The organism is Pseudidiomarina salinarum, assembly GCF_000753715.1.
GTDB lineage: Bacteria > Pseudomonadota > Gammaproteobacteria > Enterobacterales > Alteromonadaceae > Pseudidiomarina > Pseudidiomarina salinarum.
Map to the genome: position 1 here is coordinate 284742 of NZ_JPER01000004.1, position 13353 is coordinate 298094.

At 53.5% G+C, this 13353-nt stretch carries 10 protein-coding genes; 2 read left to right on the plus strand and 8 right to left on the minus strand.

Going from position 1 to position 13353, the window contains the following annotated elements; all coding sequences use genetic code 11:
* Positions 1–4 precede the first annotated feature (4 nt).
* Together nrdG and IDSA_RS08955 are read right to left on the minus strand one after the other, a co-directional pair.
* Positions 5–487 carry an anaerobic ribonucleoside-triphosphate reductase activating protein gene (gene nrdG, locus IDSA_RS08950; protein ID WP_034776105.1) on the minus strand — a complete coding sequence of 161 codons (483 nt, stop codon included), beginning with the start codon at positions 485–487 and terminating at the stop codon, positions 5–7.
* 99 nt (positions 488–586) lie between these two features.
* Positions 587–1783 carry an alginate export family protein gene (locus IDSA_RS08955; RefSeq protein ID WP_051986200.1) on the minus strand — a complete coding sequence of 399 codons (1197 nt, stop codon included), beginning with the start codon at positions 1781–1783 and terminating at the stop codon, positions 587–589.
* Between the two features lie 165 nt (positions 1784–1948).
* Here IDSA_RS08955 and IDSA_RS08960 point away from each other — a divergent pair, with 165 nt between their 5' ends.
* The gene (locus IDSA_RS08960) at positions 1949–2278 is read left to right on the plus strand and encodes a hypothetical protein (RefSeq protein ID WP_051986201.1); all 330 of its coding nucleotides are present in this window, start codon (positions 1949–1951) and stop codon (positions 2276–2278) included.
* A 33-nt stretch (positions 2279–2311) separates the two neighbouring features.
* On the opposite strand, the gene IDSA_RS08965 is transcribed toward IDSA_RS08960, so the two are convergent.
* The 5 genes from IDSA_RS08965 to IDSA_RS08985 are packed head-to-tail and all read right to left on the minus strand — an operon-like array spanning position 2312 to position 9806.
* Positions 2312–3079 carry a peptidylprolyl isomerase gene (locus IDSA_RS08965; protein WP_034776106.1) on the minus strand — a complete coding sequence of 256 codons (768 nt, stop codon included), beginning with the start codon at positions 3077–3079 and terminating at the stop codon, positions 2312–2314.
* A gap of 16 nt (positions 3080–3095) precedes the next feature.
* Positions 3096–3785: a respiratory nitrate reductase subunit gamma gene (narI, locus tag IDSA_RS08970; protein WP_034776107.1), complete on the minus strand. Its 690-nt coding sequence runs from the start codon at positions 3783–3785 to the stop codon at positions 3096–3098.
* Positions 3786–3796: 11 nt separating this feature from the next.
* Positions 3797–4525 carry a nitrate reductase molybdenum cofactor assembly chaperone gene (gene narJ / locus IDSA_RS08975; protein WP_034776108.1) on the minus strand — a complete coding sequence of 243 codons (729 nt, stop codon included), beginning with the start codon at positions 4523–4525 and terminating at the stop codon, positions 3797–3799.
* Between the two features lie 4 nt (positions 4526–4529).
* Positions 4530–6065 carry a nitrate reductase subunit beta gene (gene narH, locus IDSA_RS08980; protein WP_034776110.1) on the minus strand — a complete coding sequence of 512 codons (1536 nt, stop codon included), beginning with the start codon at positions 6063–6065 and terminating at the stop codon, positions 4530–4532.
* Positions 6066–6086: 21 nt separating this feature from the next.
* A complete protein-coding gene (locus IDSA_RS08985) occupies positions 6087–9806 on the minus strand; it encodes a nitrate reductase subunit alpha (protein ID WP_034776112.1) in 3720 nt (1239 codons plus the stop codon).
* A gap of 301 nt (positions 9807–10107) precedes the next feature.
* On the opposite strand from IDSA_RS08985, the gene IDSA_RS08990 reads away from it, so the two are divergent.
* The gene (locus tag IDSA_RS08990; protein WP_034776114.1) at positions 10108–11919 is read left to right on the plus strand and encodes an ATP-binding protein; all 1812 of its coding nucleotides are present in this window, start codon (positions 10108–10110) and stop codon (positions 11917–11919) included.
* Between the two features lie 9 nt (positions 11920–11928).
* Here the strand turns inward: IDSA_RS08990 and IDSA_RS08995 are convergent, their stop codons facing one another.
* Positions 11929–13293 carry an MFS transporter gene (locus tag IDSA_RS08995; protein WP_126760578.1) on the minus strand — a complete coding sequence of 455 codons (1365 nt, stop codon included), beginning with the start codon at positions 13291–13293 and terminating at the stop codon, positions 11929–11931.
* Between the last annotated feature and the right edge of the window lie 60 nt (positions 13294–13353).

The window sequence follows — 13353 nt, forward strand, 5'->3', positions numbered from 1 at the left end:
GTTCTTAGTCTGTGATAAATCGGCTGTTCAGCAGTTGCTGATTACGCAGGTCGACAAACCGCTGATTGGTGGTGGGGCTGTTCAGCCCGCCAAGAGCCTCGACCCAGGCCCCGGTTTTTAAAAAAGTCAGTTGCTGGCGGATGGCAAGCGAAACATCGTCGTAGCCGGTATACAGGCAGGTATGTAAACCCTTTTCGCGGCTTAGCCTGAGCAATTCGATAAGCGCTTCGAGCTGCCATTCGCCGCCGAGAAATAACACACAGGAAATAAGCTTCTGGTACTGTTGCAGCCGCCCGGCGAAATAATCCGGTGTCAGCAGTTGTCCGCTACCAACCGGCCAGCTGTCGACGCTGTGACATCCTTTGCAGCCAACAGGGCACCCGGTAATGGTGTAGGCAAGTGATACTTGCCCCGGGACTTCCTGAAATACCACCTGCTCTGCGCTATAGCGCAAATGATGGTCTGAAACTGAAGAGGACCTAAGCATAAAACCCCATATTTAGTGTGCGATTTCGTTTTAGCAACTATATATTGTGTTTTAGCTTAGGCCTTTTGGGACTGATTACCTTGATCGTGATCAACTAAATTACAGGGTATACACCAGTTGGAACCACAACTTACTGGTGTCACTGCCAAAGCTATCCGCTTCATAACGCGCGGCTTTGAGCAGGCCCGCAAGCTGTTTGGTCAGGGGCTTACTGACACTGACATTGAACTCCTGGCCGTAATCGCTGTTACCCGCGTCGGCGCCAAACTCATGGTAACCGAAGGCGAATTTTGCCCAGTTGCTCTGATAGTTCAGCTTCAGCCAGTTATCCCTGATTCCCGCAGCGGGAGTAACCAGAAACAAATCGGTGAAGCCCTGGAAGGCATGCAGGGTTGCCAGCGGCGTCTGGAAAGCGGTCTGACCATTACCCGCTAAGCGTTCCTGGCCCAGTTCGACGGTCACCGACTGATAAGTCCAGCCACCACTGATACGGTGATAATTGTGGGTGAAATCAACCGGGGCCTGATATTGGTCCGTTTGCCGGGCACCAGCCAGCTGCACAGTAAGCCGGTGGTCAGGAGCAACGGTGAAACTGCCGCTGTAATCGATGCCTGTGGTCAGGCTGTCCCGGACATCCCAGTCACGGAAGTCAAAGTCATAACCAAATAGCGCCAGTCGGTGTCCGGCAGCAAACTGCCATTGTCCGAGGGCGATGCGAAAGTCGCCCCGCTGGTCGGCGTTGGCGCCGTTCGGCCCGAAGATCCGGTTGACGTTATCCAGATGCGCCAGCTCCAATTGCAGCTGCTCACTGGCCTTAAACTGCCAGCGATACCCGTCAAAGGTCTGTTCATTCTGGCGCCAGCCCACGCCACCCAGAAACCGTTGGTTCAGGTGGTTTATCTGCTGCCGCCCCAGGGTGAAGGTACCGGCTTTATCATGCTGATAGCGCAGGGCCACCTGATTGATATCGGTGCCATCGGGATCGGCGATGACCGCGTAGTCCGTTTTGCCATTGACCGTATTGTTAAATGTTTCGCCACCGATGTAGCTGACGTTATCAATCTCAGCCAGCGCCGAGAAGCCGTTATAACTGGCAGTGGTGAGTTTCACGCGAGAGCGCAGGCTCGACGCCAGAGCATCTTGTAGAGGTGCATCGGTATTCACCTGTTCCAGGCGGTAACGGAACGACAAATCAAGATCAATATCATCGGTACTGAAGGTATTTGCATTGACCGGGGCCGCAATCGCAGCGCCAGTAACTATCAGGGCAACACATAGCGGGTTTAACACAGACATAAGGTTTTCCTTAAAGTGGCTACCAGAACTGCCTCTATATTATCTGTTAACCGCGCCCTTCGGGCGGCAATAAAGGGGTATACCCAAGGGTATATATCCCTCTATATCAGTGGGTTATATAATTTTACCCGGGTAGAAAAGGGGGTATAAAAAAGGAGTCCGACTATGGTCCCGGATGTACAAATCCCGGCGCTATCCGATAGCGTCCCACATGTCCGCAAGCCATCGACCGAAATGGCCATGCGGGAGCTTATCCGAACCATTCGCTCACATATTCCTTTTGGTCTGAAAGAAGCCGATATGTGCCAGGGGATTTGTCGGGGTTGTTCAAAGAAAATGCTGGAAATGCTCGATACTGAAATTAGTCAGTGGGAGGTTGATCTGAACAACCAGCGGGTTAGGCCTACCCTTGCCGATCTGGCTTTTGTCGAAAAGCTGGCGCGCCGCACCCATAAGGTACTGCAACGCAATAATCTGATTAAAGGCGGGCTCTGAACAAGCCCGCCGTATACCTTGACTAAAAAATAATTATTGAAGCAGCGGCGAATCCGATACCGAGAAATCATAACCTTCGATATCCGCATCCTGGATCAGGGTATGGATATACTGCGCCATGGCTTTACGGTGAACTTTTTCGCTGAGGTACTCCGCAATCTTACCCTTCACCGCTTCGTACGGCAGGGCTTTCCCTTCGATTTTTCGGTCCACAGAAACGACATGGAAGCCGTAACGGGTTTCGACCGGATGCGGCAATAAGCCTTCGCTGGCAGTGAATACCCGGCGTTCAAACTCGGGTACCGTCTGACCCTTGCTAATTTGCCCCAGGCTACCCTGGGTAGCGCTGGACGGACAGGCCGAATGAGCTTTTGCCAGGCGGGTGAAATCTTCGCCTCCCTGCAACTGCGCGATAATCTGCTCGGCCATGGTTTTGGCATTTACCCGATCCAACTCATCATCCGGTGCGGCGGCCAGCAGAATGTGCCGGAGTTCCAGTAACGGCGATGTGGTAAAGCGATCCGGATTCTGCTGAAAGTAGGTTGCGCAGGCTTCTTCGTCGGCGTCAGGCACACTGACCTCTCGTTCTATCAGCGCATCCAGAAAATCCTGGTCACTGGCTTGATCGCTTTCGTCACCTACTGTCAGGTTCAGTGCTGCGGCGCGCTGCCGCAGTAATTCCCCGATAACCAGTGACTCAGCGGCACGCTGCATCGCCTGCTCTTGCGAATCTGAAGGGTGGTATTGCATTTCTTCCATTATCGCTGGTTCCGCAATAGTCACCTGATTGACGTTAATCATAGTTTCCTCCTGTCGTTTAGCGGGCAAAGCGCTTGCGAACGATCTGGTGTTTCCTGGTGAGATACTGCATCGGAACGCTGAACATATGCACCAGACGCGTAAACGGGAAAACCAGGAACAGCGTCATACCTAAGAACACGTGCAGCTTAAAGATCCAGTGCACAGTTTCCATCGCTGCCGCAGCCTGTCCACCGTTCAGAAGAAGGGTGTTCTGAGCCCAGGCCATTAGTTTGACCATTTCGGCACCGTCCAGGTGACCCATAGACACATAAATCGATATCAGACCCAGAATCAGCTGCACATAAAGTAGCAGCAGGATAACGATATCCATAGGATTGCTGGTTGCGCGGATCCGCGGGTTAAACAGCCGGCGCCTGATCAGAATAGTCAGGCCGTAAAAGCAGATAATGCCAAAGAAACCACCCGCGCCCATCGCCACCAGCTGTTTGGTCTGGGTGCTAATGCCCAGCGCGTACCAGAGCTCGCTTGGCATTAACAGACCAAAGAAATGCCCGAAGAATATAGCGATAATACCGACATGAAAGGCGATACTACCGCGACGTAACTGCTTCTTCTCCAGTATCTGGCTGGAAGCCGCTTTCCAGGTAAACTGCTCGCGGTCATAACGGATCCAGGAGCCGATAAAAAATACCGTCAGGGCAATGTAAGGATAGATCCCAAAAGCCAACATATTTAAACTGTTCATGACTTATCTCCTCAGATCCCAACCGGTTTGGCTGGCTTACTCAAATCATCCGTATTCAGCGGAATAAACTGGTCACGGCGTTGCAGCTCTGATGGCCGGCTCTGCGCCGTTGGACAACCCTCGGTACTATCGCTGCCGGTAAAGGTCACAACCTCTTCCTCCCATACTTTGTCCAGCGCTTTTGGTGTATCGTCCCGCTCTTCTTTTACCACCTGCTCACGCAAGTCATTCAGATCCACCTCGACTCCTGACAGATCAAGCAACGCATAAGCTAGTGCTGCGTAATCGCTTTTACGATTCTCCAGACGGCACGCTAATACCGCCAGAATATGCCCGACCTCAGCCAGACCCAGCCGCGCGTTCTCGTCACCCTGGGTAGAGAGAAATTCCAGATACAGTGGAATGTAGTCCGGTAGCTCCCGAATACCGATGTCCAGCCCGGCTTCGTGATACTGATTCATCAGATCAACCATGGCCTGGCCACGATCCTTCGACTCACCGTGTACATGTTCGAATAACAACAACGACAACGACCGTCCGCGCTCGAACAAACCGTCATATTCAGACTGCCAGTCCATCAGATCGCCGGTGGTCCGGCGCTGTAGAAATGCGCTTAGCTGCGCCTTGTTCGCATCCGTTAATGGTGAGGCCTGGATGATCTCCTGCAGATCATCCCGGGCTTCAGCTACGCCGCTTTGCGGGTAGTCCAGTAACAGCGATATAACTTGTAAAACGTGCATGGTATTACTCCTTCATGGTCACCGGGATGACCTGGCGAACGCCGCCGCTACGCGCGCCGAACAAATTGACGTCGTTATTGCCATCGCTACAGCCATTGCCGAAACTGAAGCCGCAACTGCCTTTCAGGTCGTAAGCGTTTTCAGCGTAAGCCCGGTGGCTGGTCGGAATCACGAAACGGTCTTCGTAGTTAGCCAAAGCCATATAGCGGTACATTTCTTCTACCTGTGGCTTGGTCAGTCCAACCTGACTTAGTACGTCCAGATCTTCGACACCGTCGACATATTCCGAACGCTTGTAGGCGCGCATGGCAATCATTCGCTCCAACGCCCGCACTATCGGTGCTTCATCACCAGCGGTCAGCATGTTGGCCAGGTAACGCAGCGGTATCCGCAGCGATTTCAGGTCCGGTATTTCACCGTTCATGCCCACGTGACCAGCTTCTACCGCACTTTGAATTGGCGACAGTGGCGGCACGTACCAGACCATAGGCAAGGTGCGGTATTCAGGGTGCAATGGCAGAGCAACTTTCCATTCCATCGCCATCATATAAACCGGCGACCGCTGGGCTGCCTGAATCCAGTTTTCAGCGATACCTTCAGCGCGGGCAGCAGCCTGCACTTTTGGATCATGGGGATCCAGGAAGATATCCAGCTGCGCCTGATAGAGATCCTGTTCATTCGGCGTATTGGCTGCTTCTTCGATGCGGTCCGCATCGTAAAACAGCACGCCGAGGTAGCGGATCCGCCCCACGCAGGTTTCTGAGCAGGTGGTCGGCTGGCCGGCTTCGATGCGCGGATAGCAGAACGTACATTTCTCAGACTTACCGGTTTTCCAGTTGAAGTAGATTTTCTTGTACGGGCAGCCGGATACACACATCCGCCAGCCACGACATTTGTCCTGGTCAATCAGCACGATGCCGTCTTCTTCACGCTTGTAGATAGCGCCTGACGGGCAGGCTGCCACACAGGCCGGGTTCAGACAGTGCTCACAAAGCCGTGGCAGATACATCATGAAGGTCTTCTCAAACTGACCGTAAATGTCTTTCTGTACCACTTCATCGAAGTTTTTGTCTTTCTTACGTTTAGCGAACTCGGTGCCGAGGATTTCTTCCCAGTTCGGGCCCCATTCTATTTTTTCCATACGCTTACCGGTGATCAGCGAGCGTGGCCGGGCGATCGGCTGGTGTTTGCTGTCTTTCGCCGTGTGCAGATGCTGATAATCAAAATCAAACGGCTCATAGTAATCATCGATTTCCGGCAGATCCGGGTTGGCGAAAATATTCGCCAACACCCGCCGCTTGGTACCGATTTTCAGTTCCAGTTTGCCTTTCTTATTGCGTACCCAGCCACCGTTCCACTTGTCCTGGTTTTCCCACTCTTTCGGAAAACCGATACCGGGTTTGGTTTCAACGTTGTTGAACCATGCATACTCGACGCCTTCGCGTGAGGTCCAGACATTTTTACAAGTGATGGAGCAGGTATGACAACCAATACACTTGTCCAAATTCAGCACCATGCCAATTTGAGCTCTTACTTTCATCGTATTGTCCTCACTCCAACGTTATTCGGTATCCAGCCAGTCGACTTTATCCATCTTCCGGATAACCACGAACTCATCGCGGTTGCAGCCCACTGTGCCGTAATAGTTAAAGCCATAGGCTTGTTGCGCGTAACCACCAATCATGTGGGTCGGCTTCATCACCGCCCGCGTTACTGAGTTGTGGATACCGCCGCGCGTTCCGGTCAATTCCGAACCGGGGATGTTCACTAAGCGCTCCTGGGCGTGATACATCATGCTCATACCTTCCGGAACCCGCTGAGAAACAACCGCCCGGGCACTGATTGAACCGTTGACGTTGAAGATTTCGATCCAGTCGTTATCTTCAATGCCGGCTGCCTTGGCATCGATTTCGCTCATCCAGACAATCGGACCACCGCGTGACAGCGTCAGCATGAGCAGATTTTCTGAATAGGTGCTGTGGATACCCCATTTCTGGTGCGGGGTGATCCAGTTCAGTACGATTTCTTTATTGCCATTGCTGTTCTTGTTCAGCACCGGTTGCACTGTCTTCAGGTTAATCGGCGGCTTATAGGCACATAAGGTTTCACCGAAATCGCGCATCCATTCATGATCCTGATAGAACTGCTGCCGGCCGGTGAGGGTCCGCCATGGAATCATTTCATGCACGTTGGTGTAACCCGCGTTATACGACACATGCTCATCTTCCAGGCCTGACCAGGTTGGCGAAGAGATGATCTTGCGTGGCTGCGCCACGATGTCGCGGAAGCGAATCTTCTCGTCTTCTTTTGGCTTCGCCAGATGGGTGTGATCCCGTCCGGTCTGCTCACCCAGCGCGGCCCAGGCTTTCACCGCCACGTGACCGTTGGTCTCCGGCGCCAGCGACAGGATGACTTCACAGGCGTCAATGGCACTGTCGATAATCGGCCGGCCTTTATTCGCCCCTTCCTCATGGTGAACCCGGTTCAACTTGCCGAGGAAATCGACTTCCTCCTGGGTGTCCCAGTTGATGCCCTTGCCACCGTTACCTAACTTATCCATAAGTGGGCCAAGCGAGGTGAAGCGGTGGTAGGTATTCGGGTAATCCCGTTCCACCACGGTAATATTTGGCATGGTCACGCCTGGAATAGCCTCACACTCACCTTTCCACCAGGCTTTAACGCCGTATGGCTGCGCCATTTCACCGGCCGAGTCGTGCATGATCGGGGTGGTCACGACGTCTTGCTCAACGCCCAGGTGACCGTTACAGACCTTTGAGAATTCTTTCGTGATGCCTTTAAAGATTTCCCAGTCGCTACGCGCTTCCCACACCGGATCCACGGCCGCAGTCAGCGGATGAATAAACGGATGCATATCCGAAGTATTCATGTCGTCTTTTTCGTACCAGGTCGCGGTTGGCAGCACGATGTCTGAATACAGACAGGTTGTTGACATCCGGAAGTCCAGCGTCACCCACAGGTCCACTTTGCCTTCAGCGCCTTTCTCTACCCATTCGACATCTTCCGGCAGCTTGCCGCCCAACTCGCCCAGGTTGTCACCAAAGGTTTTGTGGGTGGTGCCCAGGAAGTGCTTGAGCATGTATTCATGGCCTTTACCTGATGAACCCAGCAGATTAGAGCGCCACACAAACATAATGCGCGGGAAGTTCTGCGGACTATCAGGCTGAGTACAGGCGAAAGGTACATCGCCACTTTTCAGCTGTTCAACCAGGTACGCTTTAACTTCTTTACCGGCTGCTTTGGCTTTGTCGGCAATGGTCAGCGGGTTTACGCCCAGCTGCGGCGCAGACGGCAACCAGCCCATGCGCTCGGCGCGGGTGTTGTAGTCAATAATGGAGCTTTTCCATTTGTTTTTATCGGCCAGAGGCGACACCACTTCGCTCATATCCAGCTTCTCATAACGCCATTGGCTGGAATGGTTATAGAAGAATGAGGTGCCGTTCATCTGGCGTGGTGGACGCTGCCAGTCCAGACCGAATGCCAGCGGCTGCCAGCCGGTCTGCGGACGCAGTTTTTCCTGGCCGACGTAGTGGGCCCAGCCACCACCGCTCTGGCCGATACAACCACACATCATCAGCATGTTGATCAGACCACGGTAGCTCATATCCATGTGGTACCAGTGGTTAATCGCGGCACCGACAATAATCATTGAACGACCTTTGGTCTTGTCCGCATTGCGACCGAACTCAGTAGCGATGCGAATCACATCAGCCGGTTTCACCCCGGTAATTTGCTCCTGCCAGGCCGGCGTATAAGGCACGTCATCATCGTAACTCTGTGCCCGATTTTCGTCGTTGATACCGTTATCCACGCCGTATTGAGCCAGCATCAGGTCAAATACAGTGGCTACCAGCGTCGTTTCACCGTTAGCCAATTCGATGCGCTTAGCCGGAATTTTGCGGATCTGCACTTCATCATGATGGGTATGCTGGAAGTACTCATACTCATGCGGAGCAGAGCCAAAATACGGGAAGCCAACTTCAACGATTTCATCGTGGCTGTCTTTTAAGGTCAGGGCCAGCTTCAGATCGCCCTTGCCATCTTTCTGTTCCAGGTTCCATTTGCCTTTTTGTCCCCAGCGGTAACCAATGGCACCGTTCGGGCTGGTCAGACGTTGATCATCTTCATTGATCGCGATGGTTTTCCAGTCCGGGTTGTTTGCTTCGCCCAGATTGTCGACCAGATCCGCGGCGCGCAGGAAGCGGCCCTGGTTCAGCACTTTTTCACCCGGCTCCAGCATGACCAGCATCGGCATGTCGGTATAACGACGTACGTAGTCGTTAAAGTAGCTGCTTGGCTTGTTAACGTAGAACTCTTTCAGGATCACGTGGCCGAACGCCATGGCTAACGCCGAGTCAGTACCCTGACGCGGTGACAACCAGGTATCACCAAACTTCGAGGCTTCCGAGTAGTCTGAGGTAATGACACAGGTTTTGGTGCCTTTGTAACGAACTTCGGTCAGGAAGTGCGCATCTGGGGTACGGGTCTGCGGCACGTTTGAGCCCCAGACAATAATGTAATTTGAGTTGTACCAGTCAGCTGATTCCGGCACATCCGTTTGCTCGCCCCAAACCTGTGGTGAGGCTGGCGGCAGGTCACAATACCAGTCATAGAAGCTCAGGCAGTTACCGCCGATCAGCGACAGATAACGAGAGCCAGCGGCGTAAGACACCATGGACATTGCCGGGATTGGCGAAAAGCCGTTGATCCGGTCGGGCCCATAGGTTTTTGCGGTGTATACGTTCGAAGCGGCGATCAGCTCGTTTACTTCTTCCCAGCTGGCGCGCACGAAGCCGCCTAAGCCACGGCGTTCTTTGTAGCTCTTGGCTTTCACCGGATCGCTGACAATCGATTCCCAGGCATCCACCGGGTCAGGGTGCTGCTCTTTGGCTTCGCGCCACAGCTTCATCAGTTGCTGCCGCATCTTCGGATATTTCAGCCGGTTGGCACTGTAGATGTACCATGAATAGCTGGCGCCACGCGGGCAACCACGTGGTTCATGGTTAGGCAGGTCGGGCCGGGTGCGAGGATAGTCAGTTTGCTGAGTCTCCCAGGTCACCAGACCATCTTTCACGTAAATCTTCCAGCTACAGGAGCCGGTGCAGTTTACGCCGTGCGTCGAGCGCACAACTTTGTCGTGCTGCCAGCGCTGGCGATACCCTTTTTCCCAGGCACGATCCTGGTCAGTGGTCATGCCATGGCCATCAGCAAATGATTCTTTACGGATTTTGAAAAACCGCAATTTGTCGAGTAGGTGACTCATCCTCAAACTCCTGGTCTATGTCGATACAGGGCTAATTCTGAACAAGTCTGCGATATAAAGCTACGCCCCCAATTGGCGGAAAACTATAGGTAATACAGTAATTTACCTACAAGTAGGTAGATGCTTATCACGCTAAACCATTGTTTTTTATGTGATCGCAAAAATGGGGGTAGGAGGATTCTGCCGGGCGAGTACAAAAGAGGTAGCCCGTATTACTCTAAACCTTAGTGCGAAGGGATAGATTTACAGTTAAACTATGCATCGGTTGTTTTTTAATCTCTGCAGAAGATGTAAAGGTATTATGCGGCAAGTTTCAATCGTTACCCGAATCGGTGTGGCCCTGGGCTGCATGGTAGCTCTCACCATAGGTACACTGCTGGCGTCCTACTGGCTTTCCGAAAAAGCTGATCAAGATGCCATGGCAATCAACGTGGCGGGATCATTGCGCATGCAAAGCTACCGCTACAGTTGGTTTCAGCTCCATCAACCCAATAGCCCCGCGGCCGCCGAAGTGGCAACAACCCTTGATGAACGTTGGTCGCATTTTGTTTTTAACCGGTTTACCGAAGAGGCGTCTGACCTTGGTGAGCAATTCCGTGAAGCCCGGCAAAGCTGGCTGGAGTTTGAGCAGCGCCTGGCCGCTGGTGAGATCACCTCCGCCAACCTGGAACGCTATTTACAGCCACGTATCGCGCAGCTTAACGATTTCGTCAGCGGTCTGCAGCAGGAAGCTGAGCGCCGCATCCGTGCTATTCGCCTGATTCAGGTGCTGTCACTGTTTTCGACTATCGGTCTGGCCTTCATTATTTTCTTCTGGCTTAAAACCCGGGTTCGTCAGCCTCTAACTATTCTGACTCAAGCCGCCCGCAGGGTGGCACAGGGCGATTTCACCTCGCGCGTGAGCCACCCGATGTCCGACGAGCTGGGCGTACTGGCAAATACCCTGAACAAGATGAGCGATGCCATTGCCTATATGTACGGCAATCTGGAGAAGCGGGTGGATGAGCAAACCAAAGCCATTCAGCAAAGTAATCAGCGACTACAATTTTTGTACGACACAGCACGCACCATAATTGAGCATTCGCCCGGCTACAACGACTTTACGGAGATCGTTGAAGGCCTGAAAAAAGCATCGCACATTGATGATCTGGAGCTCTGCCTGATCACGGAAACAGGTGACAAACCTTATATGCAGGTGCAGCCACAGAATGCCCCTGACGACCCGTGCGTCGGTGCCGACTGCGCCCAGTGTGTGAGTGCAGGTGGCGGCGTCAGCGTTATTGAAGGCCTTCGGGTTTATCGCTTCCCGCTGGAGCGCGACCAACGCTATTACGGTGTTCTGGTTGCCCGGCAGCCCGCAACGGAGCGGCTCGACGACTGGCAGCTACAATTACTGCAGTCAGTCACCGATCAACTGGCGGTGGCGCTCAGCCTGAAACAGGAAGAAGCACAAGTGCGCCGCCTGGCGTTGATTCAGGAACGTACGGTCATAGCCCGCGAGTTGCACGATTCACTGGCGCAAGCCCTGTCTTATCTCAAAATTCAGGTTACCCGGCTGGATAAGGGCATCGCCAAAAACGATCAGGCCATCATTGACGATGTTTCCGGCGAATTACGTGAAGGGCTTAATGCTGCCTACCGGCAGCTGCGCGAGTTATTAACGACCTTCCGTCTGAAAGTGGATGGTGCCGGACTGCTGCACGCCTTACAAACTACAGTGAAGCAATTTTCCGAGCAGTCCAGCATGAATGTCAGGCTGGATTTCCAACTGGCGAATGCGCCGCTGGCGCCTCACGAAGAGATTCACCTGCTGCAGATCATCCGTGAGGCCTGCCAGAACGCTATCCATCACAGTCAGGGCGACGAAGTCGTTGTCAGGTTGCGGCAAGACCAGGAAGCGGGAATTGAGCTGGCTGTTGAAGATAACGGTATAGGTATTCCTGAGAGCGCCGAGAAACTGAATCATTATGGCCTGGCTATTATGCTTGAGCGAGCCCGCCATCTGGGCGGTGAATTGCAGATCACCCGCCGTCCGGAAGGTGGCACCGGGGTCTATTTCAGCTTCACGCCGGAATATATGCAGGAGCGCATCCCCGTCGCCATCGAACCCTGAGTGCCGGATCTAAGGGTTGTAAAATTCACTATGGCGCCGCAAATAAATCCAGTGGATAATTCCCGCACAGATAACATAAAACGCCGCAAATCCCAGCAAGGCAAAGGCTGGGGTCGCGGTGGCACTATGCAGGCTCCATAATAGCGGAATATAAATAGCGCCAGTGGAGGCCAACGCGACTACCCAACGCAATACCGTACCCAGCTGTTCCGGCGGAAAGATCTCACTGATTGCTTTAAAGATTGCGCTGCTGGCGATGCCACTGGCAATAAAAATCAGCAGAAAAGCCAGAATATAGGATAAAAACGAGGTTTCGGGCGTGCGGCTATAAAACGCCTGATAAGCGACCAGCGCAGCGATGCTGCAGCCCACAGCCAGCGCCAGCGCACACCATTGGGCTACGCGCGCGCCACCGAATTGATCGGCCAGCCAGCCACCCAGCGGCCGCGCCAACACCCCCAGCAATGGTCCAATCCAGGCATAAGTCAGCGCGTTCGGTGCATGATCATTGCTGACCACCTGAATCAGTTCACCACCTTCCCAAACCCGGCTTAAACCGAACAGGAACTGCAGGCTCAGCGGAAAAGTGATAGCAAAACCGATAAAAGAGCCAAAAGCCATGAGGTAAAGCAGCGCCATCAACCAGGTATGTTTGTTGCGGAAAATAAGATACCGGGCGAAAGATCTGGTGCGGCGCGGCACGTACATTGGTGCGGATGACGACCATAGCGGAACTTGCCGCAGGACAATGATCACCAGCAACGCCAACGCCATGAACCAGCCCACGTTAGCCAGCCACATGGGCGTCCCCGCTGCAATATTACCAAGCATATTGCCCGTGGCTGCGCGGGTGGTCCAGGGCATCCCGCTGAGTTCACCCGCCCAGGGCATGGCAGTGAGTACCGGCACACTCACCTGAGCAAGAATAATGCCGATACCAAGCACGCTGGCATTCACGCCCAGACACCAGCCCAACTGCGAGCGCTGGTGCTGCGGCGTATCGCCCAGCGCCATAAACTGCGCACCACCAAGACCACAGATAAACGCCAGCAGTAGCAGGCTGCTATAACTGATAGTGCTATCCTGCAACAACCAGATGAGGCCGATAGCAGGAATCAATAGTAATACAGTCGCGGCTTGCGCGAAGCTGGCCTGCATCGCCTTGTCGCCAAGCGCGAACAACAGCAGGTGGGCCAGGGTTGCGGCCACGCCCGACAGCGCCAGCAGACCAAACAACTGGCTTACAGTAAACTCTGGCATAGCGGCTGACAGCAATACCACGAGCACACTCCAGCTCATCCACATGGCGGTGCCTGTAATGATGGACGCTGTGGTTAATTTGTCGAGTACGAGCGGCGTTGTCGTAGCCTGCATAGTGCGTTCACTTTACTTCTGATCCTGATGCTGAACTTTGCCGCCTGACGGGCTTTACAG